The following is a 24,795-nucleotide window of genomic DNA, read 5'->3' on the forward strand; positions in this document are numbered from 1 at the left end:
AATTTCCCAACCCCTAACCGGATCGCGCCCTTGACCCACGCCCTATTCCGCTGGTTCGACCGCAACATCCTCGAACTCAGCCGCGAGATGCGCCTGTCTTACCTGCCGCCGCTGATGGTGTACGTCGCGGCCGGCGTCTCGGGCCTGACCGGCATTGTCGGCACGTTTTTCGTCAAGGACTACCTCGGCCTGTCGGCAGCCTTTCTCGCCGCGCTCGGCTTTTGGGCCGGCATCCCGTGGGCGCTGAAGATGCCGATCGGCCACCTCGTCGACCTGTGGTGGCGCCACAAGGCGGGGCTCGTGTATCTCGGCGCGAGCCTCATCGCGGCAAGCCTCGTGATCATGATCGGGCTGATTTCGCGTCCGGACGAGATGCGCGCGGTGATGAGCGCCGAAGCGTGGTTCGTGCTATCGACGCTGCTCGCGCCGCTCGGCTACGTGATGCAGGACGCGGTCGCCGACGCGATGACCGTCGAGGCGGTGCCACGGATCGACGCCGAAGGCCGCCCGCAAACGCCCGAGGCGCTGCGGCTGATGCACACGACGATGCAGATGCTCGGCCGCGTCGCGATCATCGGCGGCACGGTGCTCGTGTCGCTTGCGAACGTCGTGATGTTTCAGGGCGCTGAGACCTTGCCCGAAGCGGCGAAGGTCGCGATCTACGTGCGGATCTACGAACTCGCGCTGGTGATTCCGCTGCTGTCGATCAGCGGCGTGATCCTCGCGAGCGCACTGAAGCGGCGCGAAGCCCGGCGACTCGCGGCGCTCGGCCACGGACGCGACGAGATCGAGCGGCTCATCCACGTACCGGAAGACGCGACGTCGCCGAATTGGTGGATCCTCGGCGGCAGCGCGGTGTTCGTCGCGCTGACGCTCTCGGTCGGCCTGTCGGGCGTCGAGTATGGCCAGGAACTGATCTTCGCCGCGTCGTTCGGCATCATCGGCTTCATGATCATGAAACTACTGCGCGAGCTTTCGCCGGAAGCGGCGCGCACGCTGCTCGGCACGGTCATCGTGATCTTCGTGTTCCGCGCGATGCCGACGGCGGGCGCCGGCGCAAGCTGGTGGATGATCGACGAACTCGGCTTCGACCAGAGCTTCCTGTCGCGGCTCGACCTGATCACGAGCACGCTGACGCTCGCGGGCCTGTTCCTGTTCCGCCGCTTCATGGCCGAAAAATCGATCGTGCAGATCGTGATCTTCCTGACGATCGCCGCGACGCTCCTCTCCGCGCCGATCGTCGGCATGTACTACGGCCTGCACGAATGGACGGCGCGCCTCACCGGCGGCATCGTCGATGCCCGCTTCATCGCGATTGCGAACACTGCACTGGAGTCGCCGCTCGGCCAGGTGTCGATGGTGCCGATGCTGGCGTGGATCGCGAACTCGGCGCCCCCGCACCTCAAGGCGACCTTCTTCGCGGTGATGGCGTCCTTCACGAACCTCGCGCTGTCGGCCGCCCAACTCGGGACGAAATATCTGAACCAGCTCTACATCGTCACGCGCGAAGTGCGCGACGCCGCGACCGGCGCCCTCACCGTGGCCGCCGATTATTCGCAGCTCGGCACGCTGCTGATCGCCGTCACGGTGATCGGCTTTTCGTTGCCGCTGCTGGCGATCGCGATGACGCGGCTGTTCGGCCTGCGCAGCGTCTGAGCGCGCGGGCCGTTGCGCCGGGGGCGCGACAGGCGGAAACTCTCGCCCAACGACCACGGGAGGACAGCGCATGACACCGACCTCGGTAAACGACATCCGGAACGTCGCCCTGCTCGGCCACGCCGGCAGCGGCAAGACCAGCCTCCTCGAAGCCCTGCTCGTCGCCTCCGGGACGATCGGCGCGGCCGGCAGCATCGAGCGTGGCGACACCGTCGGCGACTTCGACCCGCAGGAAAAGGCGATGGGCCACTCGCTCGCGACCGCGGTCGCGCATTTTGAGTGGGCGCAGCACTGGGTGAACATGCTCGACACGCCGGGACTGCCGGACCTCGCCGGCCGGGCGCTGTCGGCGCTGCCCGCGGTCGAAACCGCAGCCGTCGTCGTCAGTGCGCAGGCCGGCATCGAAAGCGGGACGCGGCGGATGATGGAGGCGGCGGCGGGCAAGTGCCGGCTGGTCGTGGTGTCGAAGATCGACGCTGCAAGTCCCGCCGACCTCTCGGCGCTGATCGAGCACCTCGCCGCGACCTTCGGCCGCGAATGCCTGGCGATCAACCTGCCCGCAGCCAGCGGCGAGCGCGTCCTCGACTGCTTTTTCTCTCCGGACTACGACGCCGAAGCCGCCTTCTCGAGCGTGCGCGCTGCGCACGACGCGATCATCGACCAGGTCGTCGAGCTCGACGAGGCACTGATGGCGAGCTACCTCGAGCAGGGCGAGACGCTCGACCCGGAACAGCTCCATGCACCGTTCGAACAGGCGCTGCGCGAAGGGCACCTGATTCCGGTCTGTTTCGTCTCGTCGCGCTCGGGCGCCGGCGTGAAGGAGCTGCTCGACATCCTCGGCCGCCTGATGCCCGACCCGACCGAAGGCAACCCGCCGCACTTCCTCAAGGGCGAAGGCGCGAGCGCGCGGCCCGTCGAGGTCGCGCCCGATCCGGCGCGCCACGTGATCGCGCACGTCTTCCAGATCGCGAACGATCCCTATCGCGGCAAGCTCGGCCTGTTCCGCATCCACCAGGGCAGCATCGGGCCGAACACGCAGCTCTACATCGGCGACAGCCGCAAGAGCTTCAAGGTCGCGCACCTCCTGCGCCTGCAGGGCAAGAACCAGGTCGAAACCCCGCTCGGCGTGCCCGGCGACATCTGCGCCGTCGCGCGGGTGGACGAGCTCCATCCGGACGCGGTGCTGCACGACTCGCACGACGAGGACCTGTACCACCTCGAAGCGCCGCGCTACCCGCAGCCGGTGTTCGGCCTCGCGCTGATCGCGAAGAAGCACGGCGACGAACAGAAGCTCGCCGAAGCGCTCGCGCGGCTGACGGACGAGGACCCATGCCTCGAAGTCGGCTTCGACAACCAGGCGCGCCAGACCGTCGTGCGCGGACTCGGCGAGCTGCACCTGAAGATCGTCCTCGAGCAACTGCGCACGCGCTGGAACCTGCAGCTCGACACCGCGACGCCGAGCGTGCCCTACCGCGAGACGATCGGCGGCACGGCCGAAGCGCGCTACCGGCACAAGAAGCAGAGCGGCGGCGCCGGCCAGTTCGGCGAAGTCGCGCTGCGCGTCGAATCGCTGCCGCGCGGCTCGGGCGTCGAACTCGGCAACGAGGTCAAGGGCGGCACGATCCCGACGAACTTCCTGCCGGCAGTCGAAAAGGGCGTGCGCCAGGCGCTCGCCGACGGCGCGCTCGCCGGCTTCCCGGTACAGGACGTGCGCGTGGTGCTGACCGACGGCAAGCACCACGCGGTCGATTCGAACGAGGTCTCGTTCGTCACCGCGGGCCGCCACGCGACGCTCGAAGCCCTGCTCGCGGCGCGGCCGACCGTGCTCGAGCCGCTGGTCAACGTCACGGTGAAAGTCGAGGACAGGCATTTCGGCGACATCACGGCGGAGTTCTCGACCCGCCGCGGCCGGCTGACATCGACCGAAAGCCCGGCGAGCGGCTGGACGCTGATCACGGCGACGGTTCCGCTCGCCGAGATGGAAGGCTTCGAAGCGCGGCTGAAGGCGATCTGCGCCGGCGAAAGCGAGTTCGTGCTGACCGCCTGCGGCCACGAGCCGGCGCCGCAGGAAGTCCAGCAGCGGCTGGCGAAAGCCTATTCGAGCCGCAATGCCGCACAGTGACGTGCCCCGCCGGTGGGCATGGCGTGCGGGTTCGGGGCTGACGGCGGGGCCGGAACCGGAGACCCGCCAAATCCCGCGGCGCGGCGGAACGGTTGCCGCCGTGTCGTGCGGGAACGCGAGCGCGCTGGTCATCGGCGGCTGCGGGGACGTGAGCATGTCGATCACCGGCGGCTGCGGTAACACGGTCGACGATCGGGTGACGTCGGCGTCTTCGTCCGTCGGAGTGTTCGTCTGATGAAGCTCACCGACCAGCATCGCACCTATTGGCGCCGCAACCTGTGGCTGACGCTCGCACTGCTGTCGGTCTGGTTTTTCGTCACCTTCGCGTCGGGCTTCTACGCCGACGAACTCAACACGATCACCTTCCTCGGCTTTCCGCTCGGCTTCTACATCCTCGCCCAGGGCTCGCTGATTACCTACCTCGTCATCATCGGCATCTACGTCCTCACGATGAACCGCCTCGACCGCAAGTACGGCGTCGCCGAGCGCCGCTGACCGCGCAGTCGGGCTCCTGAAACGGCGAAGCCCCCTCGCGGGGGCTTCCATAGGCAGCAGGGAACCGGCGCGCGCGGACGCGGCGACTGCCGACGCGCGGGATTTACATGCGCGCGATCATCGCCTCGCCGAAGGCCGAGCAGCTCACTTCGGTCGCGCCGTCCATCAGGCGCGCGAAATCGTACGTGACCTGCTTGTCGCCGATCGCCGCTTCCATCCCCTTGATCACGAGGTCGGCCGCTTCGGTCCACCCCATGTAGCGCAGCATCATCTCGGCCGAGAGGATCAGCGAACCCGGATTCACCTTGTCCTGGCCCGCGTACTTCGGCGCGGTGCCGTGCGTCGCCTCGAAGCACGCGTACTGGTCGGAGATGTTCGCGCCCGGCGCGATGCCGATGCCGCCGACCTGCGCGGCGAGCGCGTCGGAGATGTAGTCGCCGTTGAGGTTCGTCGTCGCGATGACGTCGTATTCGGCCGGACGGAGCAGGATCTGCTGCAGGAAGGCGTCGGCGATCGCGTCCTTGACGACGATCTCGCGCCCGGTCTTCGGATTCTTGAACTTGCACCACGGACCGCCGTCGATCGGCTGCGCACCGAACTCTTCCTGCGCGAGCTTGTAGGCGGTGTCGCGGAACAGGCCTTCCGTGAACTTCATGATGTTGCCCTTGTGCACGATCGTCAGCGACTTGCGGTCGTTCGCGATCACGTAATTCAGCGCCGCGCGCACGAGGCGCTGCGTGCCCTCGACCGACACCGGCTTGATGCCGATGCCCGAGGTCTCGGGGAAGCGGATCTTCTTGACGCCCATCTCGTTCTGCAGGAAAGCGATGACCTTCTTGACCTGCTCCGAATTCGCCGCCCATTCGATGCCGGCGTAGATGTCTTCGGTGTTCTCGCGGTAAATCACCATGTCGGTGAGTTCGGGCTGTTTCAGCGGCGACGGCACGCCCTTGAAGTAGCGCACCGGACGCACGCACTGGTACAGGTCGAGCTCCTGGCGCAGCGCGACGTTGAGCGAGCGGATGCCGCCGCCGACCGGCGTCGTCATCGGCCCCTTGATCGAAACCGAAAACTCCTTGAGCGCGTCGAAGGTTTCCTTCGGCAGCCACTCGTCGGGGCCATAGAGCTGCGTCGACTTTTCGCCCGCGTAGACTTCCATCCAGTGGATCTTCTTCTTGCCGCCGTAGGCTTTCTGGACCGCCGCGTCGATGACCTTGATCATCACGGGAGTGATGTCGACGCCGATGCCGTCGCCTTCGATGAACGGGATGATCGGTTGGTCGGGAACAGCCTGCCCGGGGACGATCTTCTGGCCGCCTGCGGGAACCTTGATCTTGGATGCGCTCATTCCTACTCCCTCTTCGTGTGGACGTTTCGATCGATTCAGCTTGTCGCTGAAAACCCTCGCGTTGAGCCTGGGCACCCCACGCACGCCCCGTCCCCGAGAAAGCGGAAGCGCGTCGCGCGACGATGCATCCCTCCAATCCAGGCCAATAATTATGGCCCAAAATCCGGCCGCTTCGTGCCCGCAGGCCGAATCGGCGGTTCGGCTCGATCAGGGGTGGCCGCACGAGGACGAGGAGTTCCCCCCGCGCATACGTCGGTGATTACAGGAAAGGTCCGCGCAGAAGTCCGCGATCGTGGGGTTCGAGACGGCATTCAGCCGTTCATCGCGTCATCGCGGGAAACGAGGGAGGACGCGCACCCCGTCTTGCCCCTCGCCCGGCTTACTCCGGGGATCGCGGACCGACCGCGCGCAAGGCGCCGCGGGCCTCGCAAGACCGCGGGATCACGCCCCCGCGGCCGGGTGGGTCAGACGCGACGGCCGCGCGGGTGGTCAAGGACTGCGAATATCCAGATGGACGACGAGGTTGGCCTCGAAGCCGCGCCACCGCAGGGGGATCACGTAAGGCGTGCCCGACGCGGGTGCGCCGACCCGGCACGCGCCGCGCAGGCTGGAACGCGGCGTGGAGATTTCTAGGGTTTCGCCGAAGTGTCGGCGGGCGCGTCCCGACATCATGTTCGCGATCTCGCCGACGACGTCCAGGCACTTCGACGTGGACTGATCGTTCTCGCCCATCACGCCGAGCAGCTGCGCGAGCATTCCGTGCGGCGCCGAGAAGGCGATGCTGCCGCGGAACCCGCCGGAGACGTCGATCACGCCGTTGAAGTCGCCGCGAAGCTCCGGCGCGGCGCCTTCCAGCAGGTACGCCGTGCGCACTGCTGCGGCCTCTTGCGTCATGTTCAGGAAGAACGCGGATATCGCTTCCGAGAAGACCTCGATGTCTTCGTTGGCGAGGGCGCGGTAGGTCAACTCATCAGCTCCAGCAGGGCTTCGACCAGTTGGTCGTCGGTGAAGGGTTTGTGCAGGAAGCCGTGCGCCCCCTTGCTGATCGCGCGCAGCGCGGTGGCTTTGTCGCTGAGCGCGGACACAACGATGATGCGCGCGTTGGGCAGGGCCGCGGACAGGTGCTCGATGCATGTCTCGCCGTCCATGTGCGGCATCGTGAGGTCCATGGTGATGACGTCGGGCTTCTTCACTTTCGCCAGCGCGAGGGCCTGCTCGCCGTCGCTCGCGAGCCCCACGACGTCGATCGGAGGCAGGCGCCGGTCGATCATCTGCCGCGCGATCAGGTTGCGGATGACCATCGAGTCGTCGACGATCAGCAGTCTTGCGGTCATGCCGGACTCCATTGCAGGGTGAAGCGCGTGTAGGCGTTCGGTGCGGAAGCGAGCTTGAGGCGCGCGCCCGTCTCCCGCGCCAGCGTGCCCACGACGTCGAGGCCGACGCCGCGGCCCGCGTGGCGCGTGATTTCCGCCGCCGTCGAAACGCCTGGCTCGAAGAGCGCGGCGACGACTTCGCGGTCGCTCATTGCGGCGACGGCCGATGGCTCCCTCGCGCCCGATTCTTCGAGGCGGCGGCGCACCCCGGCGACGTCGATCCCGCGTCCGTCGTCGGAGATCGTCAGCTCGATGCCGCCGTCGTCCGCCCGCAGGAGCTCGATGCGCAGCCTGCCTTCCTCCTTCTTGCCCAGTCGGCTGCGCTCGGCGGCCCCCTCGATCCCGTGCACGACCGCGTTGCGCACCAGCTGCGGCAGGCCTTCACGCAGCACCTTGTGGACAGCCGCGGGCAGTCCGGGCAAATGCGGGACGGACGTCTCCACCCGCAGCTTCTTGCCGAGCTCGGACGCCACCCCGAGCGCAAGGCGCTGGATGCGCTGGACCGCATCGAATACCGCGTGGTCGCCGCCTTCGTCGGCAGCGGCTTTTGCCGTCGCGACCTCACCTGGAGCCGCACCGCGGCCTGCGTAGTCGGCGAGCCGGCCGACCACCGCTTCCACCTTCGCCACCTCCTGCATCAACCGGGCGACGGCTGTCGCGACGGGAATCAGGTCTTCGCCTGCCAGGTTGCGGCGCTTGCGCAGGGCTTCCAGTTCGTCCTCGAAGCCATGGGCGTGATCGGCGATGGTCGTGAGCGACAGTGCGGATGCCTCGCCCTTGATCGCATGGATCTGTCGGAACACCTTCGTGACGAGGAGCTGGTAGGCGTGCGCATCGGGTTGCACGTCGCGCAGGGCGTCATTCAGGACCGTGATGCGCGCCCTCGCGTCGACGAGGAAGCGTGCCACTTCCGAAGGGTCGGTTTCGAGCACGCCCAGTAGGAGCGACACTTCACGCTGCGCCCGCGACTGGGCCGCGGCGAGTTCCTGCTCGAGCCGCACTTCGCGGCTGACATCGACCGCAGCCACCAGCAGCGCGCTCACGCCGGGCCGCCCCTCGCTGCGCACCGGGTGGAAGCTGAAGTTCAGATACATCGGGCCGTCGCGCCCCGCGCGGCGCACTTCCACCCGCTGCAGGGGATTGAGCTCGAGCAGGAGTGCGGGCTTGACCCGCTCGTTGAAGAGCAGCTCCACGTATTGCCGCGCCGCCTGGACCGTTTCCTCCGACACCAGCGCGCCCAGCGTGAGCAGGAAGTTGTCACCCGGCTGCAGCGGGTGCGGAAAGACCTTGTCGAGGTGGGCCGAGCGCTGGGTGCCCACCGTGCCATCGCGTGTCATCAGGAACAGTCCCTCGCGCACCGTGCGAAGGATGTCGCCCGTTTCGCGGCGCGCCTGCTCGGCTTCGCGTTCGCTGCGCTGCAGCCTCCGGGCGACATGGACGACGATGAACAGGAAATTCAGCAGCGCGAGCGCGATGGCACCGAACTGGATGTATCGCAACTCCTGCGCGCGCTCGGCCGCGCGGCGCTCCTCATGGCGGGTGAAGTCGTCCGCGAGCTGCAGCAGGCGCACGTTGCGCGTATTGACGAGGGTGACCGCCGCATCGATGTCGGCGGGGGTCACGGTGTCGCGCAGAAGCGCCCGCGCCGCCTCGCGCAGCGGCTGCCACTGTCTGTCGATCGTGGCCACCAGTTGGCGCGCTACCTCCTCGTCCGGACGCTCGATCGCACGGATGTCGGACAGGGAGGTGTCGAACGCGAGTTGTGCTTCCGAAATCTGGGCCCGGCTCGTCTGCATGGGATCACCCGCTGCGAACTCCTGTGCGAGCGTGAGGACGGCTTTCGCGAACTGCTGCGAGTAGCCCCGCAGCTTTCCGCCTGCGTTGATCCGCGCCGCATCCAGCCCGACCTGGCTCAGGAGGAGGTAGTTCAGCGTGTAGACGCCCACGCTCAAGCTGAAGAACGCTGCGATCGCGGCGACGAGAACACGGTACTTGCCGAGGAAGGACGAGAGCACGAGCCGGCCCGGAAAACAGGTAGAGCCGTGCAGCGTAGCCGGTCCGTGTTGCAGTTCCGTTGCGGAGGGGCTGCGGCGCGGGCGCCGGCAGCGAAATGGAAGGCGCGCCCTCCGCCCAGCGGGCGGAGGATGGCGGCAAGTGCGGGGGCGCGACGAAAAGCCGCGCCCCCCGCGGGGGACCGATCAACGATCGCGGACGGACCGCCGTGCGGACGGACCGCCGGACTTCGCGCCCGTCAGGCGGCGGACGTGGCCAGGAGCGAGTTCAGCGTCGCGCTCGGACGCATCACGGCTTCGACCTTCGCCGGGTCGGCGGCGTAATAACCACCGACGTCCGCCGGTTTGCCCTGCACTGCGTTCAGTTCGCCGATGATCTTCTGCTCGTTGTCGGCGAGCACCTTGGCGAGCGGCGCGAAGTGCGCCTTCAGCTCCGCGTCCTCGTTCTGCGCGGCGAGCGCCTCGGCCCAGTACAGCGCGAGGTAGAAGTGGCTGCCGCGGTTGTCGAGCTGCCCGGTGCGCCGCGACGGCGACTTGTCGTTGTCGAGCAGCTTGCCGGTCGCCTCGTCGAGGGTCTTCGCGAGCACCTTCGCCTTCGCGTTGCCGGTCTTGATGCCCGTGTCCTCGAGCGATACCGCCAGCGCGAGGAACTCGCCGAGCGAATCCCAGCGCAGGTGGTTCTCTTCGAGGAGCTGCTGCACGTGCTTCGGCGCCGAGCCGCCGGCGCCGGTTTCGTACATGCCGCCGCCGGCCATCAGCGGGACGATCGACAGCATCTTCGCGCTGGTGCCGAGCTCCATGATCGGGAAGAGGTCGGTGAGGTAGTCGCGCAGGATGTTGCCGGTCACCGAGATCGTGTCGAGACCGCGCTTGACGCGCTCGAGCGTGAAGCGCATCGCGCGCACCTGCGACATGATCTGGATGTCGAGCCCGGCCGTGTCGTGATCCTTCAGGTACTTCTGCACCTTCTTGATCAGCTCGCTCTCGTGCGGACGGTACGGGTCGAGCCAGAACACCGCCGGCGTGCCCGAGTTGCGCGCGCGCGTGACGGCGAGCTTGACCCAGTCGCGGATCGGCTCGTCCTTCACCTGGCACATGCGCCAGATGTCGCCCGCCTCGACGTTCTGCGACATCAGCACTTCGCCGGTGTCGAGGTCGGTTATGTTCGCGACGCCGTCTTCGGGGATCTCGAAGGTCTTGTCGTGCGAGCCGTACTCCTCGGCCTTCTGCGCCATCAGACCGACGTTCGGCACCGTACCCATCGTGGCCGGGTCGAAGTTGCCGTGCCATTTGCAGAAGTTGATCATCTCCTGGTAGATGCGGGCGAAGGTCGACTCCGGCATCACCGCCTTGCAGTCGTACTGCTTGCCGTCAGCCCCCCACATCTTGCCGCCGCCGCGAATCATCGCCGGCATCGACGCATCGACGATGATGTCGTTGGGCGAATGGAAGTTGGTGATGCCCTTGGCCGAGTCGACCATCGCCAGACGCGGACGGTGCTCCTGGCACGCGTGCAGATCGCGGATGATCTCGTCGCGCTGCGATTCGGGCAGCGTCTCGATCTTCTCGTACAGCGTCGCCATGCCGTTATTGACGTTGATGCCGAGCTCGTCGAACAGCTTGCCGTGCTTCTCGAACGCTTCCTTGTAGTAGATCTTCACGCAATGACCGAAGACGATCGGGTGCGAGACCTTCATCATCGTCGCCTTCACGTGCAGCGAGAACAGGATGCCCGCTTTACGGCAGTCGTCGAGCTGCTGCTCGTAGAACTCGCACAGCGCCTTCTTGCTCATGAACATCGAGTCGATGATCTCGCCGTCGAGCAGCGCGGTCTTCGGCTTGAACACGATGGCCTTGCCGCTCTTGGTAAGGAGTTCCATCTTGACGTTGCGGGCGCGGTCGAGCGTCATCGACTTCTCGCCGTGATAGAAGTCGCCGTGCTCCATGTGCGAGCAGTGGGTCTGCGACCACTGCTTCCACTCGCCCATCGAGTGCGGGTGCTTCTTGGCGTAGTTCTTGACCGCGAGCGGGGCGCGGCGGTCGGAGTTGCCTTCGCGCAGCACCGGATTCACCGCGGAGCCGAGGCACTTGCCGTAGCGGGTCTTCAGCGCCTTCTCTTCGTCGGTCTTCGGGTGTTCCGGGTAATCGGGGATCGCATAGCCCTTCGACTGCAGCTCCTTGACGCAAGCGATCAGCTGGGCGACCGACGCGCTGATGTTAGGCAGCTTGATGATGTTCGTATCCGGGTCCTGCGTCAGCCGGCCGAGCTCGGCGAGGTTGTCGGGGACCTTCTGCGCGTCCGTCAGGTAGTCCGAAAACTCGGCGAGCACGCGCGCGGCAACCGAGATGTCGCTCTTCACGATGTCGATGCCGGCCGGCGCAGTAAAGGTTTCGATGATCGGCAGCAGCGAGTAGGTCGCCAGCAGCGGCGCCTCGTCGGTGAGCGTGTAGATGATCTTCGGACTCTTGGTTGTCATGCATTTCTCCCGGATTATCTTCCTGTGGCGCGAAGCCGAACGGACGCAAGGACCGGCGCGCCGAGCCCCCTTCCCGGCTCGATCGCACCTCATCGTCTCTTGACGGCGCATGATTATAGACCTCTGGGCGGGCTCGCACGCGCGCCACGCGATCATGCTCTTATATAAGACTGAAGAGCGGGGGTATCACCGCCGACCGAGATCCGGTATTCGGTCACCATTGAGGGAAATGCGCACCGCCCCGCAACGAGCGAATGCGCCACCGCGCGCGATCACGTTACAATGTTTGCCCAAATACGGAACCGCGCATCGGCGTGACCCCAGCCCTTCGCTCGGATTGAGACCGCTTTTCGGCTCGGCAGGTCCCCGCGCGCCCTCGCGATGGCGAACCTCCTTCTTCCGATCGTCGCGCTGCTCTGCGGCATCGCACTACTCCTCCTCGGCTCGGGCCTGCTGACCACGCTGATCGCACTGCGCGGCGCGCTCGAAGGCTTTTCCCCGGAAGCGCTCGGCCTCATCGGCTCGGCGTATTTCTTCGGCTTCTTCCTCGGCACCTTCGTCGCGCCGCCGCTGATCCGCCGCACGGGCCATATCCGCGCGTTCGCATTCTTCGGCGTCGCCATCGCGGTAACCGTGCTGCTGCATGCGCTGATCGTCGCCCCGACCTTGTGGTTCGTGCTGCGGCTGCTGACCGGCATCGCGCTCGTCGGCTTCTACACGGTCATCGAGAGCTGGCTCAACAGCGAAACCCACGGCGGCCGGCGCGCGAAGATCTTCGCGATCTACATGGTCGTGAACCTCGGCGCACTCGCGGCGGCGCAGCAGTTGCTGCACATCGCGTCGCCCGCCGGCTTCACGCTTTTCGCCATCGCCGCGATCTTCGCCTGCCTGTCGGTGATGCCGGTCGCACTGACGCGGTTCGCGCCGCCGGAGCTTCACGACTCGCCGCACCCGGACGTGCGCAAGCTGTGGCAGGTCGCGCCGCTCGCATTCGTCGGCGCGTGCGCGTCGGGGCTCGGCATGGGTGCGTTCTGGACGATGGCGCCGGTCTACGGGCAGCGGATCGGCCTCGAACAGGGCGACGTCGGCCTGCTGATGTCGCTCGCGATTCTCGGCGGCGCGGTGGCGCAGTGGCCGGTCGGGTATTTTTCGGACCGACACGACCGCCGCCGCACCCTCGGCTGGGTCGCCGCCGCGGCGGCGGCATCGGCGGCACTGATGGCCGTGCTCGGCCACTTCGGCGCGATCGTGCTCGCCGGCGCGTTCCTGTTCGGCGCGGCCGGTTTCGCGATCTACCCACTCGTCATCGCACACCTAATCGACCACCTTCCGCATGGCGAGATCCTCGCCGGCAATGCCGGAATCCTGCTGCTGCACGGGCTCGCCGCGGCGTTCGGCCCGGCGCTCGCCGGTGCGTTGATGGGCCTCATCGGGCCCTCCGCGCTGCCGCTGCATTTCTTCCTGGCGTTCGCGCCGCTCGCGGTGTTCGGCCTGTGGCAGGCGCGCCGCCGCGCCGACGAGATCGTCGAGGAGCCGGCGCACTGCGTGCCGATGCTGCGCACGTCGCCGACGGTCCTCGAGATGATGAGTCCGAACGACGACGCGACGAGCACCCCACCAGCTCCCATCGGGGATTGAGCCCCCGATCTTTCCATCCAGTCGGCAACGATGTCGGCGTTCAACCAGAAACTGGAGGATTTTCATGCTACTTGCGACCGATCTCGACGGCACCTTTCTTGCCGGTCACCCGGAACAGCGGCTGCGCCTGTATCAGTTGATCACCGCGCACCCCGAGATCGGATTGGTCTTCGTCACCGGTCGCGGGCTCGAAGTCGTGATCCCGCTACTGTCCGACCCCTCGGTGCCGACGCCCGACTACATCGTCTGCGACGTCGGGGCATCGGTCGTCGACGGCCGCACGCTGCAGCCGGTGCAGCCGCTGCAGGCGGACATCGACGCGCGGTGGCCGGGGGAGCGCGTCGTCGTCGCGGCAATGGAATCGTTCGCGGGACTGGAACGCCAGGAGGTGCCGCAGCAGCGCCGCTGTTCGTATTTCTGCGCCCCCGGCACCGTCGGCAGCGACATCCATACGATCGCCGCCGGCTTCGGCTGCGACGTGCTGTATTCGGCCGACCGCTATCTCGACATCCTGCCGAAGGGCGTCAACAAGGGCAGCACCCTCGACGCATTGATCCGTCACCTCGGCCTCGACCGCGAAAGCGTCCTAGTCGCCGGCGATACGCTCAACGACCTGTCGATGTACAACCAGGGCTTCCTCGGCGTCTGCGTCGGCGAATCCGAGCCGGGGCTGCTGGACGCGACGCGCGACCGCGCGCACGTGCTGCACGCGCGCCAGCAGGGTTGCGGAGGCATCCTCGAAGCGATCGGGCACTTCGGCTTCCTCGGCCCGGCGGGCGTCGACGCCGAGCTGCGCGACGCCGACGCGCCCGGGCGCTCGGAGCTCGTGATGGTCTACCACCGGCTGCCGTACGAGGAAGTGCGCGACGACAGCGGGCGCGTCACGCGACGACCGCCGACCTCGCCGAACGGCATCATCCCGACGCTGCTGAGTTTCTTCGGCGACGGCCGGCCCGGGGCGTGGGTCGCGTGGTCGGTGCACGATGCGAAAAAGGCGATCCCGTTCGAAGTGCATACGACGGTCGACCGCGAGCGCTATCCGCATCTCGTCGCCGCGCGCGTGGCGCTCTCGAAGGAGGACGTCGACGTGTTCTACAAGCGCTTCTCGAAGGAGGCGTTCTGGCCGACGTTGCACACCTTCTGGGAGCGCGCACAGTTCAGCGAGGACGACTGGCGCATCTACCTGAAGGTCAATCGGCTGTTCGCCGAGCGCGCCGCCGCCGAAGCCGCCGAGGGCGCGGTCGTCTGGCTGCACGACTACAACCTGTGGATGGTGCCCGCAGTGTTGCGGGAGTTGCGGCCGGACGTTCGCATCGCGTTCTTCCATCACACGTATTTCCCGTCGGCGGACGTATTCAACGTGCTGCCGTGGCGCCGCGAGATCATCGGCAGCCTGCTGCAGTGCGACTACATCGGTTTCCATATTCCGCGCCAGGCGGAGAACTTCGTCGACGTCGCGCGCGGCGTCGCGCCGCTGACCGTGCTCGAACGCCGCAACTGCGCACCGCGCTACCTGACTTACGGCTGCGCGGTCGGCCTTGACGAAGTGACCACTGCAATCGAGGTGCACGGGCGCCGCATCGGCCTCGGCGCACATCCGGTCGGCCTCGACGTCGGACGCGTGCGCGCGATCCTCGCGAGCGAGGCGACGCAGGCGCGGATGGCGAAGCTGCGCGAAGAGCTCGCAGCGACACGCGTGATCCTGTCCATCGAACGGCTCGACTACACGAAGGGCACGCTCGAAAAGCTCCTCGCATTCGAGCGCCTTCTCGACGACCACCCGGAACTGCAAGGCAAGGTGTCGCTGATGGCCGTGTGCGTGCCGGCGGCAAAAGAGATGACGATCTACGACGCGTTGCAGACGCAGATCGAGCAGGCGGTGGGCCGCATCAACGGGCGCTTCTCGCGGATCGGCTGGACGCCGGTGCAGTTCTTCTTCCGCGCGCTGCCGTTCGATGAAGTCGTCGCGTGGTACGCGATGGCCGACGTGATGTGGATCACGCCGCTGCGCGACGGGCTCAACCTGGTCGCGAAGGAATACGTCGCGACGCAGGGTCTGAACGGCGGGCGAGGCGTGCTCGTGTTGTCCGAGTTCGCAGGGGCGGCTGCCGAACTGCACGGCGCGGTGCTGACGAATCCGCACGATGCCGCCGACCTCGCCGCGCGCGTATACCAGGCGATCGCGATGAACGCCGCGGAGGCGGAATCGCGGCTGCGCGAGCTCTTTGCGATCGTCGAGCACAACGACATCCACGCGTGGGGCAAGGACTTTCTCGACGCTGCCACCGCCGCCGACTCGCGCACCGGAGCCGTGCCGCTTCCGGGTTAAGATAAGCGCGCAGCGACGTCAGGCGGGTGAGGCCCGCCACACCGGCACGAGGGACGCATGGACGCACCGCTGGGGGAAATCCCCGTCGCCCATTCGATCGCGCAGGCGATGATCGAAGGCTTCAACAAGCACTACCGCATCTTCCGCGAGACCTCGCGCCGCGCGAAGGAGAGCTTCGAAGCCGCCGACTGGCAGGCCCAGCTCGAGGCGGTGCGCGTCCGCGTGCAGTTCTACGACAACCGTGTGGACGAAGCGGTGCGGCGGCTGCGCGACGAATTCGACGCCGACTCGCTCGACGACAACACCTGGCAGCAGCTGAAGCTCCAGTACATCGGCATCCTGATGCGGCACAAGCAGCCGGAGCTCGCCGAGACCTTCTTCAATTCGGTGTGCTGCAAGATCCTGCACCGGACCTACTTCAACAACGACTATCTCTTCGCGCGGCCCGCCGTCTCGATCGAATACATCGAGTCCTACCCGCCGGTCTACAGCAGCTATTACCCCCAGGACGAGGGACTGCGCGCGACGGTCCGGCGCATCATCGAGGACTTCGACTGGCAGCGGCCATTCGAGGATCTCGACCGCGACGTCGACAACATCCTGAACGCGACGCGCGCGCATCTCGGCGAATGGCCCGACATGGAGGTCAACTGCCAGATCCAGGTGCTGTACTCGGCCTTCTACCGCAACAAGACCGCGTACATCATCGGCAAGGCCGTCAATGGTTACCAGGAATACCCCTTCGCGATCGCAGTGCGTCACAACCGGGCGGGGCTCCTCGAAATCGACACGATCCTGCTCGACCCGTGGCGGATCTCGGTGCTGTTCTCGCTGTCGCGCGCGTATTTCCTCGTCGACATGGAGGTCCCGTCGGGCTATGTGCAGTTCCTGCGCTCGATCATGCCGAACAAGCACCGCTCCGAGCTCTACACCATGCTCGGCCTCGGCAAGCAGGGCAAGACGATGTTTTTCCGCGACCTGATCGCGCACCTGCGGCACTCCAACGACCAGTTCGTCATCGCGCCCGGCATCCGCGGCCTCGTGATGCTCGTATTCACGCTGCCGTCCTATCCCTACGTGTTCAAGATCATCAAGGACGTCTTCGGCCCGTCGAAAAACATGGACCGGGCGACGGTGAAGCGCAAATACCTGATGGTCAAGCAGGTCGACCGCGTCGGCCGGATGGCGGACACACTCGAGTTCTCGTACGCCGCGCTGCCGCGCTCACGCTTCCACCCCGAACTTGTCGAAGAGCTGCGCACGCTCGCGCCGTCGGCGTTCGAAATCGAAGGCGATTCGGTGATCATCAAGCATCTGTATATCGAACGGCGGCTCACGCCGTTGAATATCTATCTCGAACACGCCGACGACGCGCAGGTCGACTACGCGGTCAAGGAGTACGGCAACGCGATCCGCGAGCTTGCGAGCGCGAACATCTTCCCGGGTGACATGCTGTGGAAGAACTTCGGCGTCACCCGTTACGGTCGTGTCGTGTTCTACGACTACGACGAGATCGAGTTCATGACCGACATGAACTTCCGCAAGATCCCGCCGGCGCCGTTCCCGGAGATGGAGATGGCGAGCGAGGCGTGGTACGCCGGCGGACCGATGGACGTGTTTCCCGAAGAATTCGCGACCTTCCTGCTCGGGCCGCCGCGCGTACGCAAAGCCTTCATGAAATATCACCGCGACCTGCTCGAGCCGAAGTTCTGGCAGGACGTGCAGTCCTCAATCCGGCGCGGCTACCTCGAGGATTTCTTCCCGTACCCGCTGGAACTGCGCTTCCGTTACCGAGCGGAAGCCGAGCCGGCGGGCGAAAGCAGCGCTGCGTGAAGCCCGGCAACGTCGCCGGGCATCCGCTCTCGAGCCGGACTCACCAGCCGAGTTCGATCACCCACGGCCCCGCGCCCGCATCGAGCGCGGCGCGGATGTAGGGCACGACGTCCGCCGGCAGCCGGTCGCGCTCGAACCAGCGCAGCTCGTCGCACTTGTCCGGCTCGAGGTTTCGCGGTTCGGCGGGACAGTCAGGTGCCCGGCAGAAGAAATCGACACGGTTCGTATCCGACAGCCGATGCACGACGCCGACGTACGTGAGCGAATCGGCATCGAAGCACAATCCCGTCTCCTCGCGCATCTCGCGCACCGCCGCGGTCCGCAACGATTCGCCGGGCTCGACGTGTCCGCCCGGCAGGCTGAACAGCCCGTCGAAGAAACCGGTGCCGGCGCGGCGCATCAGCAGGACGCGCCCGTCCCGCTCGACGATGACATGCACGCCGACCGGAATCCCGGCGCGCATCGTCAGTGCTTGCCGGTGCTGCCGAAACCGCCCGTACCGCGGTCGCTCTCCGCGAAATCCTCGACGATGTTGAAGCCGACCTGCAGGACGGGCACGACGACGAGTTGCGCGATGCGCTCCATCGGCTGCACGGTGAAAGTCTCCCGCCCGCGGTTCCACACCGAGACGAAGATCTGCCCCTGGTAATCGGAATCGATCAGGCCGACGAGATTGCCGAGCACGATGCCGTGCTTGTGACCGAGACCGGAGCGCGGCAAGACCATGGCCGCAAACCCCGGGTCGGCGAGATGGATCGCGAGGCCGCTCGGGATCAGCGACGTCTCGCCGGGATGAAGGCTGACCGACGCGTTGAGGCACGCGCGCAGATCGAGGCCTGCGGCCCCCGGCGTCGCATAGCCCGGCATGTGCGTACGCAAGCGGTCGTCGAGAATCTTGACGTCTATTCGGTGCATGGTTCCCCCCCGCAACTTGAGAATTCATCGCGCGCCGGACGAGCCGCGCAGCCGCTGCGGAATGTACACGACTCGCGATCGTTGCGGCAGCTTGCCGCGGCGGCCGACGCGTCAGCGCGCGGCCGGCCCGCCCGCGCACGCTGCGAGCAGCGCGGCGAGATGTTCGACGATCTTCTTCGCGACGACGGCCTTCGCAGCGCGCGGCTGCGGATGGCGGCCCGCATCGTCATACAGGACCACCTGGTTGTCGTCGCTGCCGAGGCCATCCTGCACGAGGTTGCCGACGAGCATCGGCAGCCGCTTCGCGCGCCGCTTGCCTTCCGCGTAGGCGTCGAGATCACGGCTCTCGGCCGCGAAGCCGACGCAGAACGGCGCATCCGGCCGCGCCGCGACTTCGGCGAGGATGTCGGGGTTCGGCGTAAGCGTCACAGTCAGTTCCGCGTCGGACTTCTTGACCTTGTGCTCGGCCGCGTCGACCGGCCGGTAATCGGCGACGGCTGCGACGCCGATGAAGACGTCCGCGTCCGGCAGCGCCGCCACGACCGCGTCGCGCATCTCGAGCGCGCTGCGCACGTCGACGCGCTCGACGCCGAGCGGCGCCGCAAGCCCGGTCGGACCGCTGACGAGCAGCACGTCCGCACCGGCGCGCCGGCAGGCCTGCGCGATCGCGTAGCCCATCTTGCCGGAACTCGTGTTCGTGATGCCGCGTACGGGATCGATCGCCTCGAAGGTCGGTCCGGCCGTCATCACGACCTTGCGACCCGCGAGCCGCTTCGGCTCGAAGAACGCGATCAGGTGTTCGAGCAGTTCGTCCGGTTCGAGCATCCGCCCCATGCCGACTTCGCCGCAAGCCTGGTCGCCGGCGCCGGGGCCGAGGACGGTCGCGCCGTCCGCCGCAAGCTGGGCGACGTTGCGGCGCGTGGCGGGGTGCTCCCACATCTGGCGGTTCATCGCCGGCGCGACGAGCAGCGGGCACTCGCGCGCGAGGCACAGCGTGGTCAGCAGATCGTCGGCGAGGCCGTGCACCAGCTTCGCGATGACATCAGCGGTCGCCGGCGCGACGAGGATCGCATCGGCACCGCGGGTCAGGTCGATGTGCGCCATGTTGTTCGGGACGCGAGGATCCCAAAGGTCGCTCCACACCGGATTGCCCGACAGCGCCTGGAAGGTCACCGGCGTGACGAAGCGGGCGCCGCCTTCGGTCAGCACGACGTGGACTTCGGCGCCCGCCTTCCCGAGCAGCCGCACGAGTTCCGCCGCCTTGTACGCCGCGACGCCGCCGGTGACGCCGAGCACGATCCTGCGTCCGCCCAATTCTCTCATGTCATATTCCGTATAATTGGCCGCACCACCGCTTCCGCCCGAAACCATGGCAATCACCGACTGGCCGGCAGACGAACGGCCGCGCGAAAAACTTCTCGGACGCGGCGCGGCCGCACTGTCCGACGCCGAACTCCTCGCGCTCTTCCTGCGCGTCGGCATCCGAGGCAAGACCGCCGTCGACCTCGCACGCGAGCTGCTCGGCACTTTCGGTTCGCTGACCCGGCTGTGCGCCGCGCCCGCGAACGAATTCGCCGCGATCCCCGGCATGGGCCTCGCGAAGTATGCCCAACTGCAGGCAGTCATGGAACTGGCGCGGCGCGCGCTGTCCGAGCAGATGAACGACGCCGACGTGTTCGAGTCGCCGGCGACGGTGCGCGACTGGCTGCGCCTGCGGATCGGCTCGCTGCCGCACGAGGTGTTCTACGTGCTCCTCCTCGACGCGCGCCACCGCCTGATCGAAGCGGCCGAACTGTTCCGCGGCACCTTGACGCAGACGAGCGTCTATCCGCGCGAAGTCGTCAAGCTCGCACTCGCCCGCAACGCCGCCGCAGTGATCCTCGCGCACAACCACCCTTCCGGCGCCGCCGAGCCGAGTTCGGCGGACGAGCTGCTGACGCGCAGCCTCAAGCAGGCGCTCGAGCTCGTGGATATCCGCGTGCTCGACCACTTCATCGTGACCGCGCACGCGAAGCCGCTGTCCTTCGCCGAGCGGGGCTTGCTGTAGTGAAACAGCGCGGAAGGCATTGAAATCCTTGACGAACGAGCGCCGCGTGATTAAAGTGCCCGATTCTTTTGCAAAACCATCAACTGGAGCAACACCATGTACGCGGTGATAAAAACCGGCGGCAAGCAGTATCGCGTCGCGGCCGGCGAAAAGATCAAGGTAGAACAGATACCGGCTGACGTGGGCTCCGAAATCACCATCGACCAGGTCTTCATGGTCGGCGAGGGCGAGTCGGTCAAGATCGGCACCCCGGTGGTTTCCGGCGCCGTAGTCAAGGCCACCGTGGTTTCCCACGGCCGTCACGACAAGATCAAGATTTTCAAGATGCGCCGCCGCAAGCATTACCAGAAGCACCAGGGGCATCGTCAGAACTACACCGAGCTTCGCATCGAAGCGATCTCGGCCTGATTCGCCAGTAGGAGGTAATTCGTCATGGCACACAAAAAAGCTGGCGGTAGTTCCCGTAACGGCCGCGACTCGGAATCGAAACGACTCGGCGTCAAGCGCTACGGCGGCCAGTTCGTGCTCGCCGGCAACATCATCGTTCGCCAGCGCGGCACCGAATACCACCCGGGCGAGAACGTCGGCATCGGCAAGGACCACACGCTGTTCGCGCTGACCGACGGCACGGTGCAGTTCACGATCAAGGGCGCGCAACGCCGCCGCACCGTCGTCATCGTGCCCGAAGCTGCCTGATCTGGCGGCGTTCCGGTTCGAAAAGCCCTATCCTTGCGATAGGGCTTTTTTGTTTTTGGCACAGGCTTACCACACATGAAGTTCATTGACGAAGCGCGCATCGAAGTCATCGCCGGCGACGGCGGCAACGGCTCGGCATCGTTCCGGCGCGAGAAGTTCATCCCGCGCGGCGGTCCCGACGGCGGCGACGGCGGGCGCGGCGGCAGCATCTTCGCGGTCGCCGACCGCAACCTCAACACGCTCGTCGATTACCGCTTCACCCGCACCCATCGCGCCCAGCGCGGCGAAAACGGCGGCAGCAAGGACTGTTACGGCAAAGGCGGCGAGGACATCGTGCTGCGGATGCCGGTCGGCACGACGATCACCGACCTCGAGACCGGCGAACCGGTCGCCGACCTCGATGAAGACGGCAAGCGGGCGCTCGTCGCCCGCGGCGGCAAGGGCGGCCTCGGCAACCTGCACTTCAAGTCGAGCGTCAACCGCGCGCCGAGAAAGCGCACGATGGGCGAGGAAGGCGAACGCCGCGGCCTGCGGCTCGAACTCAAGGTGCTCGCCGACGTCGGTCTCCTCGGCATGCCCAACGCGGGCAAGTCGACCTTCATCCGCTCGGTGTCCGCCGCGAAACCGAAAGTGGCCGACTACCCGTTCACGACCCTCGCGCCGAACCTCGGCGTCGTACGCACCGACGAGAACCGCAGTTTCGTGATCGCCGACATTCCGGGCTTGATCGAGGGCGCGGCCGAAGGCGCCGGTCTCGGGCACCAGTTCCTGCGGCACCTGCAACGGACGCGCGTGCTGCTGCATCTGGTCGACCTCGCGCCGTTCGATCCCGACACGGACCCGGTGCGGGACGCGAAAGCGATCGTCGAGGAGCTGCGCAAATACGACGAATCGCTGTACCAAAAACCCCGCTGGCTCGCGCTGAACAAGCTGGACCTGATTCCGGAAGACGAGCGCGCTGCCCGCGTGGCCGCCTTTCTCGAGGCCTATGGCCCGGTCGAGCGGCACTTCGAGATCTCTGCGCTGACCGGAGACGGCTGCCGGAAACTGATCTTCGCGATCCAGGATTTCCTCGACGCCGGACGTGCGGAAGCGGAGGCCGAGCGCGCGGCGCGCGCCCATGCGGAAGCGCTCGCGGCGGCCGAAGCCGAAGCGCGGGTGGAAGCCGCGTACCAGGAACGGCTGCAGGCGATCCTCGCGGACGACAGCGACGACCAGGACAGCGAAAGCGAAAACGACGCTTCGGCCGCCGACCAAAAAACGCCCCGTACCCGCTAGCATTCCCGTCCGACATCATGAGAAACAAGATCCGCAATGCGCGTCGCCTCGTCGTGAAGGTTGGCAGCGCGCTGGTCACGAACAACGGCGCCGGACTCGACAAGCGCGCGATGGCGGACTGGGCGCGCCAGATCGCCGCGCTGCGCGAGAGCGGCCGGCAGGTCGTGCTGGTGTCGTCCGGCGCAATCGCCGCCGGGATACAGCGCCTCGGCTGGACCAAGCGCCCACAGGAGATGCACAAGCTGCAGGCCGCGGCAGCCGTCGGGCAGATGGGTCTCGTCCAGGCCTACGAGGACGCGTTCTCGCGGCACAACCTCCATACCGCCCAGATCCTGCTGACCCACGACGATCTCTCCGACCGCAAGCGCTACCTCAACGCGCGTTCGACGCTGACGACGCTGCTCGATCTCGGCGTCGTGCCGATCATCAACGAGAACGACACGATCGTCACCGACGAGATCAAGTTCGGCGACAACGACACGCTCGGCGCACTCGTTGCGAACTTGATCGAGGCCGATGCGCTGATCATCCTCACCGATCAGCAGGGCCTGTACACCGCCGACCCGCGACGCGACCCGGCGGCGACGCTGGTGTCGGAAGGACGCGCCGAGGACCGGGCTTACGAGGCGATGGCCGGAGGCGCCGGCAGCGGCATCAGCAAGGGCGGGATGATCACGAAGATCCGCGCCGCGCAGCGCGCCGCACGAAGCGGAGCGCATACCTGCATCGCGAGCGGCCACGAGGCCGAAGTGCTCGTCCGCCTCGGGGACGGCGAGCCGCTCGGCACGCTGCTCTTCGCGACCAGCTCGCCGTTGCAGGCGCGCAAGCAGTGGCTCGCCGACCATCTGCAGCTCGCCGGCGACCTGATCCTCGACGACGGCGCGGTGTCGGCGCTGCGCAGCGGTCGCAGCCTGCTGCCGGTGGGCGTCGTCGACGTGCGCGGAGACTTCGAGCGCGGCGCCGCGGTGGCGCTTCGCAACGGCACCGGCGAAGAAATCGGGCGCGGGCTCGTCAATTACAGCGGCAACGAATGCCGCCGCGTCGCGCGCAAGGCGAGTGCCGAGATCGAAAAGCTGCTCGGTTATATCGACGAGCCCGAACTGATCCACCGCGACAACATGGTCCTGCGATAGCCGCGCGAACGCACGACCGTCACCGGACTCGAGGATGACTGCGCAGAACGCTCCGGCCAACCGCTTCCTGATGCAGATCGCCGACGACCTGTCGTCCGGCGACGTGAACTTTCCGACCTTCCTCGACGCGGCGATGAAGATCCGGATCGCGATGAACAATCCGGACATCACAGTCGAGGCGTTGAGTCGGCTGATTCTCACCGAACCGCTGGTGGCGGCAAAGATCATCCGGCTCGCGAACTCGGTCGCGCTGAACCCGTCCGGCATCGAAGTCGGCGACGTGCGCAGCGCGGTGATGCGCGTCGGTTTCTCATCGATCCGGTCGATCGCGATCTCGGTCGCGATCGAGCAACTGATGCTCGAAAAGCAGATGGGCCCCTACCTCGCCGGGGCGCGGCAGCTGTGGGAGCACAGCATCGAAGTCGCCGCGTTGTCGTTCGTCATCGCGCGCCGGATGACGAACATCAATCCCCATGAGGCGATGTTCGCCGGCCTGGTGCACGACATCGGCCACTTCTACCTGCTGTCGCGGATCGCCCACCATCCCGAGATGCTGCGCGACCACGACGATGTCGGCCGCCTGCTGTTCGAGTGGCATGCGAGCATCGGTCACGCGGTGCTCGGCGTGCTCGAAACGCCGGACCGGATTCTCGAGGCGGTGTCGGATCACGAGATCGCATTCGACGGAGACGTTCCCGTCACGCTGGCGAACGTGCTCCACCTGACAAATCGCCTCGCGGCGAACGTCAATCCGTTCGCCCCGCCCGAAGGGGCGTGCGCGGCGCCCGCCGATGTGGCCGTCGCGGCGATCATCGACGAGTCGCGCGACGAACTGCGTTCGCTCATTACCGCGGTAAAGGGCTAGGCGCGCCCGGCCCCGCCGCGTTGGGCGGAAGGCCATTCGGCACCTCGCCTCCTCCGCCTTCCTCGGCACTCCTCACAGCCGGCCGGAAAATCCACTCCGAATACTTCTTCGCCCCATCTTTCGCACCCGCGAGCTCGGGCGGCAGGTCGCGCTCGCGAATCGGCGTCCCCCGCGCGAGGCTGTAGACCCCCGTGATCTGTCCGGCCGCCTTTTCCAATCCCCAGTTCGTCTCGCCGGTGAACGGATCCCGGTAGATGCGTCGCAGATGCCGGACGGGCACGCCACTGCGTCGGTCCTCGACGAGCGGCTGCAGGCTTCCGGGCAGCACACCGTCAGGTGACGCATCGCGATAGCGCGCAAGCGCGCGGGCAAACTCGACGCCGATCGCGAGGAGTTCAGCCTCACGTTCGCGCTGGGTCGCATGATGCCAGACGACTCCGGTCTGCGCGGCGAAGACTCCGAGCGCAGCGACGAGGAACAGCACGAGCAGGTAGGTGAAGCCGCTTTGAACGCTCCGCGACGCGCGCCGTCGTGAGCAGGCCGCCGCGACCGGCGCCCCCATCGTCCGCCCAAACCCG

General features: G+C 66.8%; 21 protein-coding genes. 12 read left to right on the top strand and 9 right to left on the bottom strand.

What is annotated here, in order from left to right:
- The first annotated feature begins 30 nt into the window (after positions 1-30).
- The 3 genes from ROZ37_RS18060 (at position 31) to ROZ37_RS18070 (ending at position 4,273) form a co-directional block, all read left to right on the top strand.
- On the top strand, positions 31-1,656 hold the full coding sequence (locus tag ROZ37_RS18060; protein ID WP_312661423.1) for a hypothetical protein: 1,626 nt from the start codon (positions 31-33) through the stop codon (positions 1,654-1,656).
- A 70-nt stretch (positions 1,657-1,726) separates the two neighbouring features.
- The gene (fusA, locus tag ROZ37_RS18065) at positions 1,727-3,778 is read left to right on the top strand and encodes an elongation factor G (protein WP_312661425.1); all 2,052 of its coding nucleotides are present in this window, start codon (positions 1,727-1,729) and stop codon (positions 3,776-3,778) included.
- A gap of 234 nt (positions 3,779-4,012) precedes the next feature.
- Positions 4,013-4,273, top strand: coding sequence for a DUF4212 domain-containing protein (locus tag ROZ37_RS18070; RefSeq protein WP_312661426.1), 261 nt, complete (start codon positions 4,013-4,015; stop codon positions 4,271-4,273).
- Positions 4,274-4,376: 103 nt separating this feature from the next.
- Here ROZ37_RS18070 and icd read toward each other — a convergent pair whose 3' ends face one another.
- The 5 genes from icd to ROZ37_RS18095 form a co-directional block, all read right to left on the bottom strand.
- Positions 4,377-5,621, bottom strand: coding sequence for an NADP-dependent isocitrate dehydrogenase (gene icd, locus ROZ37_RS18075; protein WP_312661427.1), 1,245 nt, complete (start codon positions 5,619-5,621; stop codon positions 4,377-4,379).
- 489 nt (positions 5,622-6,110) lie between these two features.
- The gene (locus ROZ37_RS18080) at positions 6,111-6,587 is read right to left on the bottom strand and encodes a chemotaxis protein CheX (RefSeq protein ID WP_312661429.1); all 477 of its coding nucleotides are present in this window, start codon (positions 6,585-6,587) and stop codon (positions 6,111-6,113) included.
- Positions 6,584-6,955 carry a response regulator gene (locus tag ROZ37_RS18085; protein ID WP_312661430.1) on the bottom strand — a complete coding sequence of 124 codons (372 nt, stop codon included), beginning with the start codon at positions 6,953-6,955 and terminating at the stop codon, positions 6,584-6,586. Before ROZ37_RS18085 ends, ROZ37_RS18080 begins: the two co-directional genes overlap by 4 nt.
- Positions 6,952-9,009: an ATP-binding protein gene (locus ROZ37_RS18090; protein WP_312661431.1), complete on the bottom strand. Its 2,058-nt coding sequence runs from the start codon at positions 9,007-9,009 to the stop codon at positions 6,952-6,954. The genes ROZ37_RS18085 and ROZ37_RS18090 overlap by 4 nt, the downstream gene beginning before the upstream one ends.
- 236 nt (positions 9,010-9,245) lie before the next feature.
- Positions 9,246-11,483: an NADP-dependent isocitrate dehydrogenase gene (locus ROZ37_RS18095; RefSeq protein WP_312661433.1), complete on the bottom strand. Its 2,238-nt coding sequence runs from the start codon at positions 11,481-11,483 to the stop codon at positions 9,246-9,248.
- Positions 11,484-11,864: 381 nt separating this feature from the next.
- Here ROZ37_RS18095 and ROZ37_RS18100 point away from each other — a divergent pair, with 381 nt between their 5' ends.
- The 3 genes from ROZ37_RS18100 to aceK all read left to right on the top strand — a co-directional run bounded on the left by ROZ37_RS18100 (position 11,865) and on the right by aceK (position 17,283).
- Positions 11,865-13,121, top strand: coding sequence for an MFS transporter (locus tag ROZ37_RS18100; RefSeq protein ID WP_312661434.1), 1,257 nt, complete (start codon positions 11,865-11,867; stop codon positions 13,119-13,121).
- A gap of 64 nt (positions 13,122-13,185) precedes the next feature.
- On the top strand, positions 13,186-15,450 hold the full coding sequence (gene ggpS, locus ROZ37_RS18105) for a glucosylglycerol-phosphate synthase (protein ID WP_312661435.1): 2,265 nt from the start codon (positions 13,186-13,188) through the stop codon (positions 15,448-15,450).
- 57 nt (positions 15,451-15,507) lie between these two features.
- Complete coding sequence (gene aceK / locus ROZ37_RS18110) at positions 15,508-17,283, top strand: bifunctional isocitrate dehydrogenase kinase/phosphatase (RefSeq protein WP_312661437.1); 1,776 nt, start codon at positions 15,508-15,510, stop codon at positions 17,281-17,283.
- 40 nt (positions 17,284-17,323) lie between these two features.
- Here aceK and ROZ37_RS18115 read toward each other — a convergent pair whose 3' ends face one another.
- From ROZ37_RS18115 to coaBC, 3 genes are all read right to left on the bottom strand, one after another.
- Complete coding sequence (locus ROZ37_RS18115; RefSeq protein WP_312661441.1) at positions 17,324-17,746, bottom strand: NUDIX domain-containing protein; 423 nt, start codon at positions 17,744-17,746, stop codon at positions 17,324-17,326.
- Between the two features lie 2 nt (positions 17,747-17,748).
- Positions 17,749-18,198: a dUTP diphosphatase gene (gene dut / locus ROZ37_RS18120; RefSeq protein WP_312661443.1), complete on the bottom strand. Its 450-nt coding sequence runs from the start codon at positions 18,196-18,198 to the stop codon at positions 17,749-17,751.
- Positions 18,199-18,309: 111 nt separating this feature from the next.
- Positions 18,310-19,521, bottom strand: coding sequence for a bifunctional phosphopantothenoylcysteine decarboxylase/phosphopantothenate--cysteine ligase CoaBC (gene coaBC, locus ROZ37_RS18125; protein WP_312661445.1), 1,212 nt, complete (start codon positions 19,519-19,521; stop codon positions 18,310-18,312).
- A gap of 46 nt (positions 19,522-19,567) precedes the next feature.
- On the opposite strand from coaBC, the gene radC reads away from it, so the two are divergent.
- The 6 genes from radC to ROZ37_RS18155 all read left to right on the top strand — a co-directional run bounded on the left by radC (position 19,568) and on the right by ROZ37_RS18155 (position 24,217).
- Positions 19,568-20,245 carry a RadC family protein gene (radC, locus tag ROZ37_RS18130; protein WP_312661446.1) on the top strand — a complete coding sequence of 226 codons (678 nt, stop codon included), beginning with the start codon at positions 19,568-19,570 and terminating at the stop codon, positions 20,243-20,245.
- A 96-nt stretch (positions 20,246-20,341) separates the two neighbouring features.
- Positions 20,342-20,653 (top strand): 50S ribosomal protein L21, encoded by a 312-nt coding sequence (gene rplU / locus ROZ37_RS18135; protein ID WP_312661449.1) that lies wholly within the window; start codon positions 20,342-20,344, stop codon positions 20,651-20,653.
- Between the two features lie 24 nt (positions 20,654-20,677).
- Positions 20,678-20,941 (top strand): 50S ribosomal protein L27, encoded by a 264-nt coding sequence (gene rpmA, locus ROZ37_RS18140; RefSeq protein WP_312661450.1) that lies wholly within the window; start codon positions 20,678-20,680, stop codon positions 20,939-20,941.
- Between the two features lie 75 nt (positions 20,942-21,016).
- Positions 21,017-22,219 carry an Obg family GTPase CgtA gene (gene cgtA / locus ROZ37_RS18145; protein ID WP_312661451.1) on the top strand — a complete coding sequence of 401 codons (1,203 nt, stop codon included), beginning with the start codon at positions 21,017-21,019 and terminating at the stop codon, positions 22,217-22,219.
- A gap of 17 nt (positions 22,220-22,236) precedes the next feature.
- Positions 22,237-23,352, top strand: coding sequence for a glutamate 5-kinase (proB, locus tag ROZ37_RS18150; RefSeq protein WP_312661452.1), 1,116 nt, complete (start codon positions 22,237-22,239; stop codon positions 23,350-23,352).
- A gap of 34 nt (positions 23,353-23,386) precedes the next feature.
- Entirely contained in the window at positions 23,387-24,217 is an 831-nt protein-coding gene (locus ROZ37_RS18155; RefSeq protein ID WP_312661453.1) for an HDOD domain-containing protein, read from the top strand.
- Here ROZ37_RS18155 and ROZ37_RS18160 read toward each other — a convergent pair.
- Positions 24,198-24,779 (bottom strand): type II secretion system protein, encoded by a 582-nt coding sequence (locus tag ROZ37_RS18160; protein ID WP_312661455.1) that lies wholly within the window; start codon positions 24,777-24,779, stop codon positions 24,198-24,200. The two genes, ROZ37_RS18155 and ROZ37_RS18160, sit on opposite strands and share 20 nt — an antisense overlap.
- Positions 24,780-24,795: the final 16 nt, after the last annotated feature.

The organism is Aromatoleum sp., from assembly GCF_032027225.1.
Classification (GTDB): domain Bacteria; phylum Pseudomonadota; class Gammaproteobacteria; order Burkholderiales; family Rhodocyclaceae; genus Aromatoleum.

Excerpts from the sequence above, each read along its gene's own strand:
- ggpS (WP_312661435.1), top strand. The coding sequence starts at position 13,186 with ATGCTACTTGCGACCGATCTCGACGGCACCTTTCTTGCCGGTCACCCG.
- rpmA (WP_312661450.1), top strand. The coding sequence starts at position 20,678 with ATGGCACACAAAAAAGCTGGCGGTAGTTCCCGTAACGGCCGCGACTCG.
- dut (WP_312661443.1), bottom strand. The coding sequence starts at position 18,198 with ATGCACCGAATAGACGTCAAGATTCTCGACGACCGCTTGCGTACGCAC.
- aceK (WP_312661437.1), top strand. The coding sequence starts at position 15,508 with ATGGACGCACCGCTGGGGGAAATCCCCGTCGCCCATTCGATCGCGCAG.
- ROZ37_RS18155 (WP_312661453.1), top strand. The coding sequence starts at position 23,387 with ATGACTGCGCAGAACGCTCCGGCCAACCGCTTCCTGATGCAGATCGCC.
- rplU (WP_312661449.1), top strand. The coding sequence starts at position 20,342 with ATGTACGCGGTGATAAAAACCGGCGGCAAGCAGTATCGCGTCGCGGCC.
- ROZ37_RS18160 (WP_312661455.1), bottom strand. The coding sequence starts at position 24,779 with ATGGGGGCGCCGGTCGCGGCGGCCTGCTCACGACGGCGCGCGTCGCGG.
- proB (WP_312661452.1), top strand. The coding sequence starts at position 22,237 with ATGAGAAACAAGATCCGCAATGCGCGTCGCCTCGTCGTGAAGGTTGGC.
- cgtA (WP_312661451.1), top strand. The coding sequence starts at position 21,017 with ATGAAGTTCATTGACGAAGCGCGCATCGAAGTCATCGCCGGCGACGGC.
- ROZ37_RS18070 (WP_312661426.1), top strand. The coding sequence starts at position 4,013 with ATGAAGCTCACCGACCAGCATCGCACCTATTGGCGCCGCAACCTGTGG.
- ROZ37_RS18095 (WP_312661433.1), bottom strand. The coding sequence starts at position 11,483 with ATGACAACCAAGAGTCCGAAGATCATCTACACGCTCACCGACGAGGCG.
- ROZ37_RS18100 (WP_312661434.1), top strand. The coding sequence starts at position 11,865 with ATGGCGAACCTCCTTCTTCCGATCGTCGCGCTGCTCTGCGGCATCGCA.
- ROZ37_RS18115 (WP_312661441.1), bottom strand. The coding sequence starts at position 17,746 with ATGCGCGCCGGGATTCCGGTCGGCGTGCATGTCATCGTCGAGCGGGAC.
- coaBC (WP_312661445.1), bottom strand. The coding sequence starts at position 19,521 with ATGAGAGAATTGGGCGGACGCAGGATCGTGCTCGGCGTCACCGGCGGC.
- radC (WP_312661446.1), top strand. The coding sequence starts at position 19,568 with ATGGCAATCACCGACTGGCCGGCAGACGAACGGCCGCGCGAAAAACTT.
- fusA (WP_312661425.1), top strand. The coding sequence starts at position 1,727 with ATGACACCGACCTCGGTAAACGACATCCGGAACGTCGCCCTGCTCGGC.
- icd (WP_312661427.1), bottom strand. The coding sequence starts at position 5,621 with ATGAGCGCATCCAAGATCAAGGTTCCCGCAGGCGGCCAGAAGATCGTC.
- ROZ37_RS18085 (WP_312661430.1), bottom strand. The coding sequence starts at position 6,955 with ATGACCGCAAGACTGCTGATCGTCGACGACTCGATGGTCATCCGCAAC.